Annotated in this window: 20 protein-coding genes and 1 pseudogene; 10 read left to right on the top strand and 11 right to left on the bottom strand. The window is 64.9% G+C overall.

The genetic code is table 11. The annotated features are described in order from the left end of the window. Positions 1-43: 43 nt before the first annotated feature. The 4 genes from FJ546_RS18010 to hemC all read right to left on the bottom strand — a co-directional run bounded on the left by FJ546_RS18010 (position 44) and on the right by hemC (position 4,884). Positions 44-1,645, bottom strand: coding sequence for a heme biosynthesis protein HemY (locus tag FJ546_RS18010; protein ID WP_140890565.1), 1,602 nt, complete (start codon positions 1,643-1,645; stop codon positions 44-46). A 10-nt stretch (positions 1,646-1,655) separates the two neighbouring features. Further along, on the bottom strand, positions 1,656-3,128 hold the full coding sequence (locus FJ546_RS18005) for a COG4223 family protein (protein WP_140890564.1): 1,473 nt from the start codon (positions 3,126-3,128) through the stop codon (positions 1,656-1,658). 110 nt (positions 3,129-3,238) lie between these two features. Continuing rightward, a complete protein-coding gene (locus FJ546_RS18000) occupies positions 3,239-3,955 on the bottom strand; it encodes a uroporphyrinogen-III synthase (protein WP_140890563.1) in 717 nt (238 codons plus the stop codon). Positions 3,956-3,957: 2 nt separating this feature from the next. Next, positions 3,958-4,884: a hydroxymethylbilane synthase gene (gene hemC, locus FJ546_RS17995; protein ID WP_140890562.1), complete on the bottom strand. Its 927-nt coding sequence runs from the start codon at positions 4,882-4,884 to the stop codon at positions 3,958-3,960. Positions 4,885-4,986: 102 nt separating this feature from the next. Between hemC and tsaD the strand changes: the two genes are divergently transcribed. The 7 genes from tsaD to FJ546_RS17960 all read left to right on the top strand — a co-directional run bounded on the left by tsaD (position 4,987) and on the right by FJ546_RS17960 (position 9,791). Further along, positions 4,987-6,072: a tRNA (adenosine(37)-N6)-threonylcarbamoyltransferase complex transferase subunit TsaD gene (gene tsaD, locus FJ546_RS17990; protein WP_181167991.1), complete on the top strand. Its 1,086-nt coding sequence runs from the start codon at positions 4,987-4,989 to the stop codon at positions 6,070-6,072. Then, a complete protein-coding gene (locus FJ546_RS17985) occupies positions 6,069-7,094 on the top strand; it encodes an NAD(P)H-dependent glycerol-3-phosphate dehydrogenase (protein ID WP_140890560.1) in 1,026 nt (341 codons plus the stop codon). The genes tsaD and FJ546_RS17985 overlap by 4 nt, the downstream gene beginning before the upstream one ends. Positions 7,095-7,132: 38 nt before the next feature. Next, on the top strand, positions 7,133-7,429 hold the full coding sequence (locus FJ546_RS17980) for a YciI-like protein (RefSeq protein ID WP_140890559.1): 297 nt from the start codon (positions 7,133-7,135) through the stop codon (positions 7,427-7,429). Between the two features lie 38 nt (positions 7,430-7,467). After that, positions 7,468-7,893 (top strand): EVE domain-containing protein, encoded by a 426-nt coding sequence (locus tag FJ546_RS17975; protein ID WP_140890558.1) that lies wholly within the window; start codon positions 7,468-7,470, stop codon positions 7,891-7,893. Beyond that, positions 7,890-8,546 (top strand): methyltransferase, encoded by a 657-nt coding sequence (locus FJ546_RS17970; protein ID WP_140890557.1) that lies wholly within the window; start codon positions 7,890-7,892, stop codon positions 8,544-8,546. Before FJ546_RS17975 ends, FJ546_RS17970 begins: the two co-directional genes overlap by 4 nt. A 69-nt stretch (positions 8,547-8,615) precedes the next feature. Beyond that, positions 8,616-9,032, top strand: coding sequence for a DUF1761 domain-containing protein (locus FJ546_RS17965; RefSeq protein ID WP_140890556.1), 417 nt, complete (start codon positions 8,616-8,618; stop codon positions 9,030-9,032). 15 nt (positions 9,033-9,047) lie between these two features. Beyond that, a complete protein-coding gene (locus FJ546_RS17960; protein WP_140890555.1) occupies positions 9,048-9,791 on the top strand; it encodes a glycosyltransferase family 25 protein in 744 nt (247 codons plus the stop codon). 24 nt (positions 9,792-9,815) lie between these two features. Here the strand turns inward: FJ546_RS17960 and gcvA are convergent, their stop codons facing one another. Next, entirely contained in the window at positions 9,816-10,748 is a 933-nt protein-coding gene (gcvA, locus tag FJ546_RS17955) for a transcriptional regulator GcvA (protein ID WP_140890554.1), read from the bottom strand. A gap of 130 nt (positions 10,749-10,878) precedes the next feature. On the opposite strand from gcvA, the gene FJ546_RS17950 reads away from it, so the two are divergent. Then, positions 10,879-11,121 (top strand): hypothetical protein, encoded by a 243-nt coding sequence (locus tag FJ546_RS17950; RefSeq protein ID WP_140890553.1) that lies wholly within the window; start codon positions 10,879-10,881, stop codon positions 11,119-11,121. 99 nt (positions 11,122-11,220) lie between these two features. Here FJ546_RS17950 and FJ546_RS17945 read toward each other — a convergent pair whose 3' ends face one another. Then, the gene (locus FJ546_RS17945) at positions 11,221-11,757 is read right to left on the bottom strand and encodes a L,D-transpeptidase (RefSeq protein WP_181167990.1); all 537 of its coding nucleotides are present in this window, start codon (positions 11,755-11,757) and stop codon (positions 11,221-11,223) included. Between the two features lie 144 nt (positions 11,758-11,901). On the opposite strand from FJ546_RS17945, the gene FJ546_RS17940 reads away from it, so the two are divergent. Both FJ546_RS17940 and FJ546_RS17935 read left to right on the top strand, forming a co-directional pair. After that, positions 11,902-12,585 (top strand): response regulator transcription factor, encoded by a 684-nt coding sequence (locus FJ546_RS17940; RefSeq protein ID WP_010912284.1) that lies wholly within the window; start codon positions 11,902-11,904, stop codon positions 12,583-12,585. A gap of 184 nt (positions 12,586-12,769) precedes the next feature. Further along, positions 12,770-13,228, top strand: coding sequence for a cyclic nucleotide-binding domain-containing protein (locus FJ546_RS17935; protein WP_140890551.1), 459 nt, complete (start codon positions 12,770-12,772; stop codon positions 13,226-13,228). Positions 13,229-13,281: 53 nt separating this feature from the next. On the opposite strand, the gene xth is transcribed toward FJ546_RS17935, so the two are convergent. The 5 genes and pseudogenes from xth to FJ546_RS17910 form a co-directional block, all read right to left on the bottom strand. Continuing rightward, on the bottom strand, positions 13,282-14,088 hold the full coding sequence (xth, locus tag FJ546_RS17930; protein ID WP_140890550.1) for an exodeoxyribonuclease III: 807 nt from the start codon (positions 14,086-14,088) through the stop codon (positions 13,282-13,284). Between the two features lie 419 nt (positions 14,089-14,507). Beyond that, positions 14,508-15,188, bottom strand: a complete 681-nt coding sequence (locus tag FJ546_RS17925) for an outer membrane lipoprotein carrier protein LolA (RefSeq protein ID WP_140890714.1) — start codon at positions 15,186-15,188, stop codon at positions 14,508-14,510. 136 nt (positions 15,189-15,324) lie between these two features. Then, positions 15,325-17,988 carry a DNA translocase FtsK gene (locus FJ546_RS17920; RefSeq protein ID WP_140890549.1) on the bottom strand — a complete coding sequence of 888 codons (2,664 nt, stop codon included), beginning with the start codon at positions 17,986-17,988 and terminating at the stop codon, positions 15,325-15,327. 241 nt (positions 17,989-18,229) lie between these two features. Then, on the bottom strand, positions 18,230-18,505 hold the full coding sequence (locus FJ546_RS17915) for a hypothetical protein (protein WP_140890713.1): 276 nt from the start codon (positions 18,503-18,505) through the stop codon (positions 18,230-18,232). Positions 18,506-18,830: 325 nt separating this feature from the next. Continuing rightward, a pseudogene (locus FJ546_RS17910) lies at positions 18,831-19,242 on the bottom strand (ammonium transporter); the annotation flags it as partial.

The following is a 19,242-nucleotide window of genomic DNA, read 5'->3' as shown; positions in this document are numbered from 1 at the left end:
CCCAAACGGCCCAAGGGCCAAGTCAATCACCCGAAGGCTAAAATCAAAACAGCCGGAAGCGGCGCGGCGACTTTTCCGCTTCCTCGTCCGGATCGACGCCTGGATCATCCGGCAGCCGCGCCAATTCTTCCGCCGGCTCGACGCCCTCGGCATCGGCCGGCACCGCCGCGAACGCAGCCGCCGTGACCGGTGTGACCTGGTCTTCGCTTCTATCCGTTCCCTTGCCCGTTGTCTCGCTGCCCGCCGTGGCAGGCTCGATCGCTTCGACCGGCTTTTCACTGGCCGGCTTCGCCAGCGCCTCGATCACCGGCACGGCGGTCTCAAGCGCATCGTCACGGCCGTCGATCAACTGGCCAAGCCGCTCCATCGGCGCGCGCCACTCGAAGGCGTCGAGCCGTCCCGTAACTGGCGATACCGGCGCCCAGCGTTCCGAAACGACGCCATCGGCGACCCAGGCCGGATCGCGTGGCGCTCGTACCGCCTTGGAGAGCAGCTGCCGCACCTTGCCCTGGTCGCCCGTCTCGGCCTCCTCGATGTCGGCCAGCAGCAGATAGGCGCCTTCGCGGCGGTCCATCCGGATCGCCGCCTCGGCCTCGCTGCGGGCGGTGGCGAGATCCTGTGCGTCGAGCGCCGCACGCGCCACGGTCATCGACGATTCGGCGTGGTTCCTCTTCATCTCCTGCAGCTTCTTCGCCCGGTTGAGACGGTCGAGCACGGCGTCACCCGGCCTGGCATGGGTGTAGAGCTCGGCAATCTCGGGATGCGGCTCGGCCCTCCAGGCGGTCTCCAGGATTTTCGAGCCCTTGCGCACATCGTTCTGCTTGAACAGCGCGGCGGCGGCGGCAACGGCGGCGGGGGCGAAATCCGGCAGCAGCTTGTTGGCCTCCAGCGCCGCGCCTCTTGCCGCATTGGGATCGCTGTCCGCAAGCGACTGCGCCTTGGCGGTCAACAGCACGGCGCGACGGCGGTTGGCGGCGTCGCGCTCGATCTGCCGCGTCGCCTTCTGCGCGTCGACCAGTTTCAAGGCGCCGTCCCAATCGCCGCGCGCGGTCAATTCCTCCAGTGTCGATTCGGCCGCCCAGGCCAGCTGCGGCGCAACGGCGGCGGCGCGGCCGGCATAGTGGCGGGCGGCATTGCGGTCACCCAGCCGTTCGGCCTCGAGATAAAGCCCGCGCAGGCCGAGCAGCCGCATTTCGGGATCGTCGAGCATGCTTTCGAACTTCTGGCGCGCCCCTTCATGGTCGCCTTCAAGCAGCGAGGCCTGCGCCTCGAGCAGATGGATCAGCGGTTCCTGATCGGAACGGATCAGCTTGGCCGCTTCCTTGGTCTTCTTGCGGGCCAGCGCACCGTCGCCGGCGCCGGCCGCGATCATGCCGGTCGACAGCGCCTGATAACCGCGGTCGCGGCGGCGCACGCGGAAATAGCGCGAGATGGTATAAGGGCTGTTCCACAGCGACCTGATCAGCCACCACAGGATCATCACGGCGGCGACCACGGCGACGACGGCCACGGCCGCCACCATCAGGCTGACCTGGTACTGATAGCCGTTGAAGGTGACGACCATGTCGCCCGGCCGGTCGGCCAGCCAGGCAAAGCCGAGCCCGAGCGCGAAGACGACGATGAGGAAGGCGAGCAGGCGGATCATCGGTTTGCCCTCATGCCTTCATCGCGCCGGAGATCAGCGCGTCGACCTGGGTTTCGACCTCGATGCGCGCCTTCAGTTTGCCGGCAAAGTCGGCACCGGCGGCCTTCACGGCCTCAGGCAGCGAATTGTATTCGCCGAGCGCCTTGGCATAGTCGCCTTGCGTGACGGCGACTTCCATGCGCGCCACGGTTTCCGGCGCGCCGGGACCCTCGACGGCGCCGATCGGCCGCACCTTGACCAGCGATTCGGCGCTCGACATCAGGTTCTGCAGGAAGCCGGCATTCTGGTCGACCGGCGTGGCGGCGGCGACCATGGCATTGGCGGCGGCATCCATCTGCGCGGCGATCTCGGTCCGGGTCGGCACGCCTTTTTCGGCATAGGGCCGCAAGGTCGCGAGCTCAGGCGCGTTGGGCGAAATCGCCGCCAGCGTATCGAGTTCCGCCGAGAACGGCGCACCGCGTTCGAGCGCCGACTTCAACGCAGACGCGGCAATGGCGAGCGCGATCTTCGGCTGCCCTGCCGCCGCCTCGACCTTGCCGGAAAGCTGCGACACCGACTGTTCCAGCGCGGCGAGCCGGCTGTCCTGGGCCTTCGCCGCCTCGCCCGTCGATTTCGCCAGCGCGTCGAGACTGGCCATTTTTTCGTTGAGCGGGCCGAGATCGACCGGCGCCGTGCTGCCGGCCTTGCCGAGGGCGGCGACCGCGGTTTCGATCTGCCTGACCTTGTCGCCAAGGGCTGCAAGCCCGGCATTGTCGCCCGCGCCGCCTTGTTCGACCGCCGATTTCAGCGCCGCGACATCGGCCTTTACCTGCTCCAGTCCCGAGGAAAGTCCGGCCACCTTGGCCGCTGCGTCGTTGTTGCCGCCGCCGTCCTTCAGCCCGGCAATCTCGGTTTTCAGCGAAGCGATCTCGCCATTGACGCCGTCGAGCGAGACGCCGGCGCCGGAACCCGGCGCGCCAAGCAGGCCGGCAAATTGCAGGCCGCCGGCGCCGGCGAGCGCGATGACGCCGCCGATGATGCCGGCAGCGATGCCGTTGAGGCCGCCACGCTTTGCCGCGGCAGGTGTCGGCGCCATCCTTTCGTCCCGCGTCTGGGTTTTTGCCTTGCCGTCGTCGCTGCGCTTCGCCGACGCATCCTCGAAATTGTAGTCGGAGGCGGCAGTGCGGTCCGCTGGCGCATCCGAACCGGGATAGGGCATCTCCGGCTCGACGGCCTTGGCCTCCGCGGACGGCTCGGTTTCGGCCTGCCCCCCGCCGTCGGCATGCTCCCAGGGTTCGAGATCGGTCTGGTCGGCATGCACCGGCTCTTCGGGAGCCTCCGGCTGCGAGGCATTGGCGGCTTCTTCAGCCTTCGCCTCGTCTGTCTCGTCCGCTGCCTTGGCCGCATCCTCCTCGACGATGCGGGAAACGGCACCAGGCTCGAGATCGATGGTCACCGGCTCGCGGCGGCTTTTCGAGTGTCGCATCTTCGGCGTCTTGACCATGCCTGGGCTCCGCAAAATTCGCTTCGTCTCAACGCCTGCCGGCGCGTGATGGTTCAGAAAGGGTCTAGCACATCACCAAGCGGTGAAAAGGGGCGGTGTGATGACGCGGCTCAGGGCAGCACCCGCAAAAGCGCCAGCAGCGCCTCCTCATCGGGCTGTGCGGCAACGCGGATCGCTTTGCCTGCGCCATCGTCGAAGGCGTCGGCGATGCGTGCGGAGAGCGCGATAAACCGCGTTTTTTGAAAGGCCTCTTGCAGAGCCGGCCGCTTGGTCAAGGCCTGCATCGCGGCGGCCGCCTTGGCCGAATAGAGCAGCACCGCTTCGACCGGGTGGCCGGACAGCAGCGCAAGGATGGTCTCGTCGGAATACGGCACCGGGAGCGTGTCATACGTCTCCACGGCGCGGAGCCGGACTCCAGCCGCCTCCAGCCGTTGTTCAAACACCGGAAAACGCACGCGTCCGCAGAGATAGGTGACTGCCTTGCCGGGAAAAGCCGCCGCGATTGCGTCGGCCAGCGCCTCGGCATCGCCTGAGCCTTCAATGATGGAAGAAAACCCCATCTTGCGCGCCGCTTCGGCGGTCCTGGCACCCACCGCATGGCAAGGCAGGGCAGCAAGCGCCGCGATGACCTCGTTCGGGGCATGGCGCACGGCATTGGCGCTGGTAACGGCAACCGCGACCGCATCGCCGGTGACGAGCCCCGCATCGACAGGCAAACCCACCGTTTCGGTCAAAGGCAGCACGACCGGTTGGAATCCCGTGTCCTGAAGCCGCCGCGCCGTGCGCGATGCGCCCGGTTCCGGTCTGGTCACTAGGACGCGAAGCATCTTCAGAGCCAGCCGTCGAAGAACTTTTCGCCGGCCCTGGCCCGCACCGTCCGCGCGGCCTCATCGCCGATGCGGGCGGCATCCTGTGCCGGTCCCTGCAATTCGACCACATGCGACTGCGTGCCGTCGGGTGAGATGATCAGGCCGGCGAAAGAAAGATTTCCGGCCTCGATCGTCGCATGGCCGGCGATCGGCGTGCGGCAGGAGCCGTCGAGCGCCGCCAGGAAGGCGCGTTCGCAAGCCAGCGCCTGCCCCGTCGGCACATCATGGATGGCGACCAGCATTTTTTCGACGGCGCGATCGCCGATGCGCGCCTCGATGCCGATCGCGCCCTGGCCGGGTGCGGGCGGAAAAATGTCGAGCGGCATCAAGTCGGTGGCGACATGTTCCAGCCCCAGCCGCTTCAGCCCGGCATAGGCGAGGATGGTGCCGGCGGCGATCCCTTCGTCGAGCTTGCGCAGTCGCGTCTGCACATTGCCGCGGAACATCACCACGTCGAGATCCGGCCGCATGCGGCGGATCAGCGCTTGCCGCCTGAGCGACGACGAGCCGACCTTGGCCCCGCGCGGCAGCTCGGCGATGGTCTTTGCCGCCCTACCGACGAAGGCGTCGCGCGCGTCCTCACGCGGCAGGAATGCGCTGAGCTCCAGACCGTCCGGCAACCGTGTCGGCATGTCTTTCGACGAATGCACGGCGATGTCGATCGCACCGGCGAGCAGCGCCTCCTCGATTTCCTTGGTGAACAGGCCCTTGCCGCCGGCTTCCGACAGCGGCCGGTCCTGGATGCGGTCGCCGCTGGTCGAGATGACGACGACCTCGAAGGCTTCCGCCGGCAGGCCATGCGCGGCCATCAGCCGCGCCTGTGTTTCATGCGCCTGGGCCAGCGCCAGCGGGCTGCCGCGTGTTCCGATCTTCAAGATTGTTTGCATGGCGCGCGGTCCGTGATAACCCCCCGGCTGGCTTTGCGTTTCCGGCATTCTCCCTAAAGGGGAACGCCTGGCTGCACAATCTCTTGGGATAGCGACGAATTGATCCGCGTTCTGGGCATTGAGACGAGTTGCGACGAGACTGCCGCCAGCGTCGTGGCGCTGGAGGGCGATGCCGCGCCGAAAATCCTGTCCAACATCGTGCTTTCCCAGATCGAGGAACATGCCGCCTTCGGCGGTGTCGTACCCGAGATCGCCGCCCGCGCCCATGTCGAGGCGCTGGACGGCATCATCGAGGCCGCCCTGGCTGATTCGGGCACAACCCTGGCCGATATCGATGCCATCGCCGCCACCGCCGGCCCCGGCCTGGTCGGCGGCCTGATCGTCGGGCTGATGACGGCCAAGGCGATCGCCGCCGCCGCCGGCAAGCCGCTGATCGCCGTCAACCACCTCGAAGGCCACGCCTTGACGGCGCGGCTGACCGACGGGCTCGAATTCCCCTATCTGCTGTTGCTGGTCTCCGGCGGCCATACGCAGATCCTGGCGGTGCGGGGCGTCGGCGACTATCAGCGCTGGGCCACCACCATAGACGACGCGCTCGGCGAAGCCTTCGACAAGATCGCCAAGATGCTCGGCCTGCCCTATCCCGGCGGACCGAATGTCGAGACGGCGGCTCTATCGGGTGACGCCTCGCGCTTTGCCTTCCCCCGTCCGATGAAGGGTTCGGCGCAGCCCGACTTCTCCTTCTCCGGCCTGAAGACCGCCGTGCGCCAGGCGGCGACCGCGATCGAGCCGCTGAGCGACCAGGACGTCGCCGATATCTGCGCCTCGTTCCAGGCGGCGGTCTCCGATGCGCTGGCTGACCGCGTTTCGCGCGCGCTGGCGCGATTCGGCCAAACATTTCCCGGCACAAAAAACCCGGCGCTGGTGGTTGCCGGCGGCGTCGCCGCCAACCGCACCATCAAGGCAACGCTGGAACGGCTGTGCGCCGAGGCCGGCTTCACCTTCGTCGCGCCACCGCTGAAACTGTGCACCGACAATGCCGCGATGATCGCCTGGGCCGGCATCGAACGGCTGCGCGAAGGCATGGCGCAGGAGAACGGCTTCGATTTCGTGCCGCGCTCGCGCTGGCCGCTGGACAGCATCTCGGCGCCGATGGTCGGTTCCGGCCGGCGCGGAGCCAAGGCATGACGGGTGAGAGCGGCCAAGACGTCGGCAATCCCGGTAAAGGCGGCTGGTGGGTCGCCGTGCTGGGCGGCGGCGCCTGGGGCACTGCGCTGGCGCTGGCGATGCTGCGCGCCGGCCATAAGGTGCGGCTGTTCGCGCGCGATCCGCAAACCGTGGCCGCGATCGGCCAGGGGCAGAATCCACGCTATCTGCCCGGCATCGCCATTGCGCCCGGCATCGAGGCGACAACAGACATTGCGGCGGCGCTCTCGGGGGCCGATTGCGTGCTGGCGGTAACGCCGGCGCAGTCGCTGCGGGCGACCCTGGCGGCCGCGAAAGACCATATGCCGGGCGGCATCCCGCTTGTTCTCTGCGCCAAGGGCATCGAGCGCGACACCGGCGCCTTGCTGTCGGCGATTGTCGCGGAAATCCTGCCGCGAAATCCGGTCGCCGCGCTGTCGGGCCCGAGCTTCGCCACCGATGTCGCCCGCGGCCTGCCGACAGCGGTCGTGGTCGCCGCCCGCGACGAGGCGCTGGCGGCTGACCTTGCCGCCCGCTTTTCCGCCGAAAACCTGCGCTGCTATTCGAGCGACGACCTGATCGGCGTCGAGATCGGCGGCGCCTTGAAGAATGTCTTTGCCATCGCTGCCGGCGCTGTCACCGGCGCCGGGCTTGGCGCCAGCGCCCAGGCTGCCATGGTGACGCGCGGCTTCGTCGAACTGCGCCGCATCGGTGCCGCCTTCGGCGCCAGGCCCGAGACCTTGATGGGGCTTTCCGGCCTTGGCGACCTGCTGCTGACCTGCTCGTCGGCGCAATCGCGCAACTTCGCCTACGGGCTGGCGCTCGGGCAAGGCAAGGCGCTCGCCGGACTGGCGCTGGCCGAGGGCGTGCCGACGGCGGCGATCGCCGCCCGCATCGCCGCCGAGCGCGGCATCGACGCGCCGATCATCACCGCCGTGGCAGCCATACTGGACGGCGCCATCACCATCGGCCAGGCGGTGACGGCCCTGATGACCCGGCCGCTGAAGACCGAAACCAACGATTGATCCCCCCAACTTCAATCTCAACGACCAGGAGAAAGACCATGCTGTTTGCTTTTGTTTGCAAGGACAAGCCGGGAAGCCTGCAGGTGCGCCTCGACACGCGGCCCGAGCATGTCGCCTTTCTCGAAGGGCTGAATGCGGACAAGAAACTGGCCTTCGCCGGTCCGTTCCTCAATGCCGACGGCAAGCCCAATGGCAGCCTCGTGGTTGTCGAGGCGCCGGATCTGGCCGCGGCGCAGGCCTTGTCGGCCGTCGACCCCTATGCCAAGGCGGGCCTGTTCGAAAGCGTCGAAATTCGCCAGTGGAACTGGACGTTCAACAAGCCGGCGGCTAGTTAATTCCGGTTGCCCGCACCTGGATCGCACGGAGGAGACACATGAACTACTGGCTGTTCAAATCCGAACCCTCGGTTTTCTCCTTCGAGGCGTTGAAGGCCAAGGGCAAGGCCGGCACGCAATGGGACGGCGTGCGCAACTACGCCGCCCGCAACAACATGAAGGCCATGCAGATCGGCGACCTCGGCTTCTTCTACCATTCCAATGAGGGGCTCAACATCGTCGGCGTCGCCGAAGTCTGCGCGCTGGCCCACCCCGACACCACTTCGGACGATCCGCGCTGGGAATGCGTGGACATCCGCGCGGTTCGCGATGTGCCGAACCCGCCGACGCTGGAGCAGGTGAAAGCCAATCCGAAGCTCGCCGAAATGGCGCTGGTGCGGCTTGGCCGGCTTTCCGTGCAGCCGGTGACACCGGCCGAATGGAAGGAAGTCTGCCGCATGGGCGGCCTGACGCCCGCTCCGTGACGGCGCTCACCCCGCACGGCGCCAAGCAATTCATCCTCGACAACACGGCGCTGATGGCGCCGCCGCATGTGCCCGAGATTCTGCTGCGTCTCGCCGATGAAGCGCACGATCTGTGGCAGCGCACTGAAGACGAGCTGGTCGAGATCGGCCTGCCGCCGCCCTTCTGGGCCTTTGCCTGGGCCGGCGGGCAGGGCCTTGCCCGCTATGTCCTGGACAATCCCGACACGGTGCGGGGCAAGCGCGTGCTCGACTTCGCCTCGGGCTCCGGCCTTGTCGCCATCGCCGCCGCCAAGGCGGACGCCGCCGCAGTTATCGCCGCCGACATCGATCCGTTTTGCGCCACGGCGATCCGCCTCAACAGCGAGGCCAATGGCGTCGGGATCGACTTCCTCGGCACGGATTGCATCGGCACCGACGCGGGCTGGGACGTGGTGCTGGCCGGTGACGTTTTCTACGACAAATCCTTCGCCGACCGCCTGATGCCGTGGTTCGCGACACTCAAGGCGCGCGGGGCCGAGATCTTCGTCGGCGATCCCGGCCGGTCGTATCTGCCGAAATCGGGGCTGGAGCCGCTTGCGGTCTATGAGGTGGAGGTCACGCGGGCGCTGGAGGATTGCCTGGTCAAGCGCACCACCGTCTGGCGCTTTGCTTGACGCCATCGCCGAAGCGCCTGATACACAATGCTTGCATGTCGCATGGCCTGCATCTGGAGGGGGAAGCTCATGGATTTTTCAGCAGTGAACTGGCTGGCGGTCATTGCCGCCGCCGTCTTGGCCTGGCTGTTCGGCGCCGCCTGGTACATGGCGTTGAGCAAGCCGTGGCTGAAGGCCGCCAAGCTCGATCCGGCGACGATGAAGAAATCGCCGCTGCCTTTCGTCATCAGCTTCGTCGCAGAACTGGTCATGGCCTACATCATGGCCCTGATCGTCGCTGCGATGACGGGGGGTGAACCGACATTGCTCGCCGGACTTGTCTTCGGCTTCGTGCTTTGGCTGGGGTTCATCGCCACGACGCTGTCGGTCAACCATCGCTACGAAAATTTCGGCTGGGACCTGACCCTCATCGACGGTGGTCACTGGCTGGGCGTCCTGTTGATCGTCGGCGCGGTGATCGGCTGGTTCGGCGCCGCGGCAGGCTAAAGCGGCGCGTTGACGATGGCGGACGAGTCCGGATTTCCACGCGACCTGGTGTTCAGCCGGATCTGTCACGTCAAGCAGGGCTATGACGACCGGCGCCGCCACATTGTCCGCGAGTTCGAGCGGCGCGGCGTGCCGGTCTATTTTTACACGGACTGGGACCAGGCAGACATCACGCCGGAAATCCGAAACGAGCTGGTCGTGCCAGCCCTTACCCATCCGGCGACCGTCTCGCTGGCGCTGAAGCATGTCGGCATCTGGCGCGACTTCCTGGAGACCGACCTTCCCTATTGCCTGGTGTTCGAGGACGACGTCTTCCTTGCCCGCGACTTCGTCGCCGAGTTCCGGCAGGGGCTGGCCGAACTCGGCGGCCCCGCACGCAAGGCCGTCATCTATCTCGGCAATGGCAGCAACTATTACACGCCGATTTGGAAATTGCGGAAGGAGCAAAGGCTCTACCCGGCATTGCATGCCAGATGCACGGATTCCTACCTCATCACCCGCCCGGTCGCTGAAGCGCGTTGCGCCTGGATCGAGCAGAACAAGATATGCACCTCGATCGATCACCAGGTCGAACGGATGGACGAGAAGCTCGGTATTGAAATGCTGTGGTTCGAACGGCCCATTGTCGAACAGGGCAGCGAAAACGGGGCGTTTCAGACGTCCATTTCCGCGAAAAACCACCCGCGTCTCTACAAAAGCGTGAAATGGAAGTGGAAGAAGTACACGCGCATGATCTTCGGCCATAACGCCCGGTCGTGATCGAAGGACCAGCCCGGCAGCCGCCTACACCTTCTCCGTGCCGTGCGTCTTGGCCGCTTCCTCCAGCAGCCACTCACGAAACGCCGCGATGCGGGCGTCGTCCTTCACGGCTTCCGGATAGACCAGGAAATAGGCGAACTCCGGCGCGACCTTGATGCCGAGCTCGAAGGGGCGCACGAGACGCCCTTGCGACAGGTCGTTGGCGACCATGGCGAAGTCGGCCAGCGCCACGGCATTGCCGTCGAGGGCCGCCTGCGTGGCATCGGTCGAGGAGCCGAAGACGAGGGTGCGGCTGTCGTCGAAATCGTCGACGCCGGCCGCCTGCATCCACATGCTCCAGTTCGGCCAGGTGACGCCTTGCCGCGACCAATCGATATGCGCGAGCGTGTGCTGGAAGAGATCGCGCGGCTCGTTGAGCGGCGGCCCGGAAGCCAGCAGCGCCGGGCTGCACACCGGGATGATGATGTTGTCGAACAGCCGGTGCGCGCAAAGCCCGGCATATTTGCCGGTGCCGAACCGGATGCCGATATCGACGTCGTCGCGCTCGAAGTCCCTGACATCGTAGGAGATGTCGAAACGCAACTCGATGCCTGGCCGCTGGCGGCGGAAATCGTCGATGCGCCGCATCAGCCATTTCGTCGCGAATTGGGCGTCGAGCGTCACTTTCAAGAGCGCCGTGCCGCGCGCCATCTTGCGGGCGCGCGACACCGCCCGGTTGAGCAGGGCGAGCGCATCGATCGACGCTTCGTGAAGCACGTTTCCAGCTTCCGTCAGCCGCATGGTGCGGCTGGTGCGCGTGAACAGCACCAGGTCGAGTTGATCCTCGATTTCCTTGACCTGATGGCTGACCGCGGCCGGCGTCAGCCCAAGCTCGTCGGCGGCGCGGGTGAAATTGAGGTGACGCGCCGCCGCCTCGAAGGTCCTAAGCGCGCGCGTCCCGGGCAGGAGGCGAGACATCTGATCTCCAAATAAAACTTGATAATCTGAAAAGAACTACTCGTTTCCCGTTTGTTTTTCAATCGGGCATGATTTCGACATCGAGATACCTTCAAACCGGATTTGATATTCGGAGAAACCGGATAAAGCCATGACCGACATCGCTCTGAAGTCCCGCACCACCCTGAAATCATCTCTCCCGCGGTGGCTTCGCGCCACGTTCGACTGGCTGCACCAGGCCAACGTCGCCGCCAGGCTTCCCTTGGAACCGGTCGACGACCTCTCCGACCGTGAACTGCGCGACATCGGCGGCGAACGCCGCGACATCGCCAGGGCGATGGACCGTGAGCTTCGCGAAATCGGACTGCTGGGCACGGGTTGGCAGAAGCGATAGAAAAGGCAATGAGCAGTGGGCAGTGGGCAGTAGGGAATAGGCGTAGAAAGAGATGCCCTACTGCCTACTGCCTACTGCCTACTGCCTACTGCCTACTGCCTACCGTACCACCCTCACCACCGTCCTATCCGACAGCAGCGGCAGCAGCCGGGCCATCGTGCGCGCGGTCACCGCCACGCAACCTTGCGTCGGCGTGAAATCTGGTCGCGCCAGGTGGAAGAAGATGGCGCTGCCGCGCCCGCGGCGGCGCGGCGCGATGTTCCAGTCGAGCACCAGGCAGGCGTCGTAGAGCCGGTCGTCGCGCCGCATGCGCTCATGGCTGGCGCCATAGGGGATCCTGACCGGCCTGTTGTAGTTGCGGTCGTCTGATACCTCGCACCAGCCGAGATCGGGCCCGATCGGCGTCATCGCCAGCCGCGTCCGGCGGCCACCGGCAAACTGATCTCCCCGGAAATAACCCGACAGGATCCGCATCGAGCCGAGCGGCGTGGCGCCATCGCCCTCCCGCTTGTCGGCCGAGATGCCGCCGCGCCCCAGCGCGCAGGCAAACACTGTTTTTCCGGCCTGCAGCAGGCCTTGGCTGGGGTGGCCGGGCCTTGCCCGCACGGTCAGCACACGCAGTCGTTTCGGCAAAATTGCGCCGGCTGCATTGCGATCGCGTTTTTTCTTGTATGATCGTGCCACGGAACAAATCACTGTGATCGGCTATTGTGTCGGCCAGCTTCCGCATAAATACGCAGCGGTCAACTGAATTTCTTTTTCAAAACAACGGATTGATCCATGACTTCACGCACCATCCTAATCGTCGACGACGACGACGACCTGCGCGGCACACTGGTCGAGCAACTCGCCCTCTACGAGGAATTCGACGTGTTGCAGGAAGCGACTGCGGCAAAAGGCGTCACGGCGGCACGCGGCGGCCTCATCGACCTGCTCATCATGGATGTCGGCCTGCCCGACATGGACGGCCGCGAGGCCGTCAAAATCCTGCGCAAGGGCGGCTACAAGGCGCCCATCATCATGCTGACCGGCCACGACACCGATTCGGACACGATTCTGGGTCTCGAGGCCGGCGCCAACGACTATGTGACGAAGCCGTTTCGCTTCGCGGTGCTGCTGGCGCGCATCCGTGCCCAGCTGCGCCAGCACGAGCAGAGCGAGGACGCCACCTTCTCGGTCGGCCCCTACACGTTCAAACCCAGCCAGAAGCTGCTCATCGACCCGCGTGGCGGCAAGGTGCGGCTGACGGAGAAGGAAGCCTCGATCATCAAATATCTCTACCGCGCCGACCAGAAGGTGGTGACGCGCGACGTGCTGCTGGAGGAAGTCTGGGGCTACAATTCCGGCGTCACCACGCACACGCTGGAAACCCATGTCTACCGGCTGCGCCAGAAGATCGAGCGCGATCCTTCCAATGCGGAAATTCTTGTGACAGAAAGCGGTGGCTACAAGCTGGTTCCTTAAACATTTCACTATCCAATGAGCAATTCCAGGAAAAGTGTGGGCGGTTTTCCGCCCGGAATTGCGAAAAACTGGATGGATAGAGCGGTCTGGGCGGGACCGCTTTCGGGTGCGATCCTGTTGGAGGGGATTAAGGATCGACTCGTGAAGGAGGGATTGGACTGACCGTTCGGGGACGCAGCTAGAGATGGCGTTGGATGACGACATCCGCATCCTGTCCGCCGTGAGACTCTTCCAGGGTTTCACGCAGGAACAGCTGCGCCTGCTTGCCTTCGGCGCCGAGACCACACTGCTGCAGGCCAACCACAAGCTCTACCGCGAGGACGACGAGGCCGATTCGGCCTATGTCGTGGTCAGCGGACGCATCGTGCTCTATCGCGAGCAGAGTGGCGAACGCATCCCGATCGGCACCGCCGGCCCCGGCACCATGCTCAGCGAATTGGCATTGATCGCCGACACCAACCGGCTGACCAGCGCGTCGGCCGAAATCGACTCGGAAGTGATCCGGCTCAGCCGCAAGATGTTCCGCCGCATCCTGGAGGAATATCCGGAAGTGGCGGTGAAGCTGCACCAGCGCATCTCCGAGGAATTCCAGGACATGATCCGCCGCATCGAGGAACTGGCGCCACGGTTTTCGGGTAGGTGAGAGCGATCGTCGGTTGCAGTCAGGAACGACATTAGGCGGGGGCTTCGGCACACCTAATCCAGGTTGAACCGCGCGATAACCGGCACATGGTCCGACGGCCGCTCCCAGCCGCGCGCCGCGCGCAGGATTTCGTAGTCGGCGAAATCAGGCACCAGATTGGGCGACGACCAGACATGGTCGAGCCGCCGGCCCCGGTTCGATGCTTCCCAGTCCTGCGCGCGATAACTCCACCAGGTGTAGAGCTTCTGGTCGAATGGCACGTTGTGCCGCATCAGGTCGACCCAATTGCCGGCGAGCCGCATCGCCTCGAAGTTTTCGGTCTCGACCGGCGTATGGCTGACCACATTGAGCAATTGCTTGTGCGACCAGACGTCGTGCTCGAGTGGCGCGATGTTGAGGTCGCCGACCAGCACCGAGGCGGACACCTCTGTGTGCTCGGCGCGGATGGCGTTCATCTCGGCGACAAAGTCGAGCTTGTGCTTGAATTTCCTGTTGATTTCGGGATCGGGCTCGTCGCCGCCCGCCGGAACGTAGAAATTGTGCAGCAGGATCGTCTTGCCGCCGGCGCGCACCGTCACCGACAGATGCCGGCTGTCCTCGATCTCGCAGAAGCGGCGCTTTTCGACCACCGCGATCGGTCGCCGCGCCACCGTGGCGACGCCGTGGTAGCCCTTCTGGCCATGAAAGGCGATGTGCTGGTAGCCGAGCCTGCGGAATGCCTTTTCCGGGAACAGCTCGTCCGGAACCTTGGTTTCCTGCAGACACAGCACATCGGGCGCGTATTCATCGAGCAGGCGCTCGACGATCGGCATGCGCAGGCGCACGGAGTTGATGTTCCAGGTGGCGATGGAAAAGGGCATTGGCAATCCGGACAGCGTGCAGCCAGCCAGGATCGATCGGCCCTGACGGGGAAGACGCCTTTTGAGGGAGTCGGTCCGGAAACTGCCAGCCGGGCGCCGCAAAGACAAGCCGGGCTTGCTGCGAACCCTTCGGTTTCGGTCAAAGCCCCCCAACTTCGTCAATCCTAGGGCGAAGCAGGCGCGCAGCGCCGTCGCGGAGACCCTGGGATCCATTCCGTGAGGTCTGTCGAAGAACACCACGGGGGCGGAATGAACGCTGTAGCGACCGTTCCCATCCGCCTGACACCGCCTCGACGCTCTTGCGCAACGCCATGTATCCCTTGGACTGCGGAACACAGCTCCAGGGGTCTGTGCCGCGTCGCTTCGCTCCTTGCTCCGCCCCTACGATGACGAAAGCAAGGAGGCCAACACGTCAGCGATTAGCGCGTCTTGGTATTCAGCTCGCGGTTCGCCGTATAGTCGATGGCAAAGGTGTCGGGCGCGAAGCTGACGCCTTCCTTGGTGTTGAAGATCATCACCGTCGTGTCCTTGCCCTGCGCGTCGGTGATCGTCCACTGGCGCAAATCATAGGTTTTCGGATCGAACATCATGGTGATGCGCGCATTGCCGAACACCTGCTTGTCGGAAAGCTGGATGGTGGTGAGGTCGTCTTCTTCCTTGACGCTTTTGACGCGGTCGCCGGAGAGGTCGATCCGGTCATCGAGCAGCAGCTTCAGCGGCGTCTTCGACAACGGATAAAGGTCCGATGTGTTCATTTTCTTGTTGAGGATGACCACCGACTTGCCGTCGGAAATCACCTTGAAATTCGACGCCCCGTCATAGTTGAAGCGGATTTTGCCCGGCCGCTCGAGGAAGAATTTGCCGCCGGTCTGCTCGCCTTTGGGGCCGAACTGCACGAATTCGCCGCTCATCGATTTGACCGAGGAGAAATGGTCGGCGATCTTCTGCGCGGCGGCGGGCACGGCCGCCTGCGCCGAGGCCAGAAGCTCGAACCCGGGCACCACGTTGAAGGCGGCTGCACCGGCAGCGACAAGGCCGAGGCCGAGGAACTGGCGGCGGGTCGGGGCAAAATCGCTGAGCTTGGAAAGGTCGTTTTTCATGTCGGTCACTCTCGTGGTGATTCCTGTATCTGTCGCTGTCCTGAACCCCCAGTTGGGCTGAAGTTTGGCGGGGGCGAACGCTGCTTGTTCGCTTGAACGCGCCAGAGGGTTCAAGGTTGCCGTGGACGCCCCGCCATCAGAACTTGTCGTCCTCCGTCGGCACCAGGATTTCGCGTTTTCCCGCATGGTTGGCCGGGCCGACAATGCCTTCCTTTTCCATCTTCTCGATGATCGAGGCGGCGCGGTTGTAGCCGATACCGAGCCGACGCTGGATGTAGCTGGTCGACGCCTTGCCATCGCGCAGCACCACGGCAACCGCCTGGTCGTAGGGGTCGTCGGAATCTTCGAAATTGCCGCCGCCACCGCCGCCCGAGCCTCCGCCCTTGCCGGACGGTTCGTCGTCATCCTCGTCGTCATCCTCGGTGATGGCGTCGAGATATTCGGGCACACCCTGCAGCTTCAGGTGTCCGACGATCTTTTCGACCTCGTCGTCGGAGACGAAAGGACCGTGCACGCGCTGGATGCGGCCGCCGCCGGCCATGTAGAGCATGTCGCCCATGCCGAGCAGCTGCTCGGCACCCTGCTCGCCCAGAATGGTGCGGCTGTCGATCTTCGACGTCACCTGGAAGGAGATGCGGGTCGGGAAGTTGGCCTTGATGGTGCCGGTGATGACGTCGACCGACGGACGCTGCGTCGCCATGATGACATGGATGCCGGCGGCGCGCGCCATCTGCGCCAGGCGCTGCACCGCGCCCTCGATGTCCTTGCCGGCGACCATCATCAGGTCGGCCATTTCGTCGATGATGACGACGATATAGGGCATCGGCTCGAGATCGAGGTCCTCGGTCTCGTAGATCGCCTCGCCGGTCTGGCGGTCGAAGCCGGTCTGCACGGTGCGCGAGATTTTTTCGCCCTTTTTCTCAGCCAGCTGAACGCGTGCGTTGAAACCGTCGATGTTGCGCACGCCGACCTTGGACATCTTGCGATAGCGGTCCTCCATCTCGCGTACGGTCCATTTCAGCGCCACCACCGCCTTCTTCGGATCGGTGACGACCGGCGTCAGAAGATGCGGGATGCCGTCATAGACGGAGAGTTCCAGCATCTTCGGATCGATCATGATCAGCCGGCATTCCTGCGGCGTCAGCCGGTAGAGCAGCGACAGGATCATGGTGTTGATGGCGACCGACTTGCCCGAGCCGGTGGTGCCGGCGACCAGCACGTGCGGCATCTTGGCGATGTCGACGATGACGGCCTCGCCATTGATGGTCTTGCCCAGCGCCAGCGCGAGCTTTGCCTTGGTCGTCTCGAAATCGCGGCTCGCCATGATCTCGCGCAGATACACCGTCTCGCGCTTGGCGTTCGGCAGTTCGATGCCGATGGCGTTGCGGCCGGGCACCACGGCGACGCGGCAGGCGATCGCGCTCATCGAGCGGGCGATGTCGTCGGAGAGGCCGATGACCCGCGACGATTTGATGCCGGGCGCGGGTTCCAGCTCATAGAGGGTGACGACGGGACCCGGGCGCACGGCGATGATCTCGCCCTTGACGCCGAAATCCTCCAGCACGCCTTCAAGCAGCCGCGCATTCTGTTCCAGCGCGTCCTTCGACAGGCTCGGGTCGCGCGCGACGTTCTTCGGTTCGGACAGGAAATGCAGCGACGGCATCTCGAACTTGTCCGAGCCGATCAGCGAGGTCTGCGCCTCGCGCTGGACGCGCGCGCCCGGCGCCGGGCGCGGCGCCGGCGCCTCGACGCGGGTGGCGGCGTCCGAACGGAACTGCTGCACCTTGGCCGTTGGCGCCGCACGGCGCTGGGTGACGGGCTCCTCGTCGAAATCCATGTCCTCGTCGTCGCGGTCGAAAATGTCGTCATCGTCGGGATCGACGGATACGCTGCGGTCATTGACCATGGCGGCGAAGAATTCCGGCTCGACGCGGGCGCGACCGTCCGGGCTCATCCGTTGCTCGGCGTATTCGGCCGATTCGACGCGCTCGGCGGCGCGCCGCCAGGCGCTGGGGCGTGGCTCCATCTGCGCCTCGTATTCGTCGCGCTCCTGCCTGCGGCGCACCGCGCGGCGATGCATCCACGCGCGCAGCGACAGCCACCAATGGGTGATGGCGCCGAGCGCCAATATGCCCTCGTCGCCCTCATCCTCTTCATTGTCGAACAGAAGATCGTCCTGGCGCGGGTCCGCGGTCACCGGCTCTTCCATCACGGCGAAGCCGTTCTTGCGCCCGATCAGCGCCGAGCCATAGGCGAACAGCCAGAGCGCCGGCCCGGCCAGCAGCACGGCGAGCACGCTGGCGATCAGCCCGGTCGGGTAGCCGCCGATCAGCACGCCGGGAATCTTGAGCACCATGTCGCCGAACACGCCGCCGAGGCCGGTGGGCAGCGGCCAGGTCTTGGGCGGAACGATGCAGCCGGCGATCGCGGCGGCAAGCAGCGCGAAGCCGAACCAGAACAAACCGCGCTTGGGCAGTCTGTCGACGCCGCGCGCCGAAAACAGCAGATACCCCCAGATGACGGCCGGAACCAGCGCGGCAACCGCGGCAAGGCCGAAGAACTGCATGGCGAGATCGGAGAAAACCGCGCCGGAATAGCCCATGGCGTTGGTGACGGTGTTGTTGGTGGCGTGCGAGAAGCTTGGATCGGCAACGTTCCAGGTGGCGAGGCTGGCGACCCCGAAGGCCACGGCCGCAAACATGCCGGCGCCGACCAGCCGGCCGACCTGGCGCCGCGCGAAAGCCTGGATGCCGTGCCCCGTATCGGTCATCGCGAGCGGTGCTGAAGCCCCTGAACGCATGCTCTTCCCCGTCAGTGATTGCCTGGCCAGAGCGCATGACGCACTCCGGCAGATTCGGATGCCAGACTATCGGTGGGAAGGTTAAGGGCGCATTAACTATAAGAAGTTGAGATCATCAAACCTCGTCACTTCAGGTTGAAGCGGTAGCGGACGGGCGTGCAAACGAAGCGATGGCGGGCACGTAGACCCGCCATCGTTCGGCTACAAAGGATCGGACCCTTTCGGACCCGATCTCGCGCAATCAGTTGTGACCGGCATACATCATCAGGTTGGCGCAGAATTCGGCGTGAGGCTTGCTCATCGCTGCGTCCTGGCATTCCTTCATCATCTTGTCCTGCTTGTCCTTGGCCGTCGAGGCCCAGGCTGCCTTGAAACCCGCCTCGGGCTTCATAGTCTTCATGCTGGAATCGGTGAAGAACGGCGCCATGTTGTCCGGTTCATCCAGAGCACCGGCAAATGCCATGCCACCGACCATAGAAAGAGCGAGCGCTCCAAGGCAGATATTCTTGAGGTTCATGAGAAAGTTCCTTCCCTGTTTTTTTGCACGAGCGTCAAAACGACGATCGCCCCCACAGTTCGGAACCAATGCGGTCGATGTTTCTTCCCAAAGGCCCATCACGCGAACGTGATTGCACGAACCAGGGGTATAATCAGAACATTTTACCAAAAAAGAGGCCCGGAAACAATCCGGGCCTCAAGGCGTGAGCTCCTTGCGGGAGCGTCACGACGGGATCTCTGCAGCAGTTCCAGGGAAAGCCGAATTGCGGGTTTTCCCAGAATTGCGCGGGGAACTACAGGGCCGGCGGGAGGAGGATCCGCCGGCCCCGTTGGCGAGGCTGGCCTTACGGCACCACTTCGCCATGCTGGGAGATGTCGAGGCCTTCGACCTCTTCCTGGGTCGTCGGACGCAGGCCGACCAGCGCCTTGACGATGTAGAGGATCACGAAGGTGGCGATCGCGGTCCACAGGATAGTGAAGAGGATGCCGTAGAGCTGCTTGCCGATGGAAGCGTCTTTGCCGAGCGCATTGATCGCCGGATCGGCGAGCACGCCGGTCAGCAACGCACCGACCACGCCGCCGACGCCATGGACGCCGAAGGCATCGAGCGAGTCGTCATAGCCGAACATGTGCTTCACCTTGACCGCCGAGATGTAGCAGACCACGCCGGCGACGATGCCGACGATGAAGGCGCCGGTCGGGTTGACGAAGCCGGAAGCCGGCGTCACCGCGACGAGACCGGCGACGGCACCCGAG

Source organism: Mesorhizobium sp. B2-4-19 (assembly GCF_006441315.1).
Lineage (GTDB): Bacteria > Pseudomonadota > Alphaproteobacteria > Rhizobiales > Rhizobiaceae > Mesorhizobium.
Note: the sequence above shows the minus strand (reverse complement) of the source record. Positions and strands in the feature narration are given on the sequence as shown.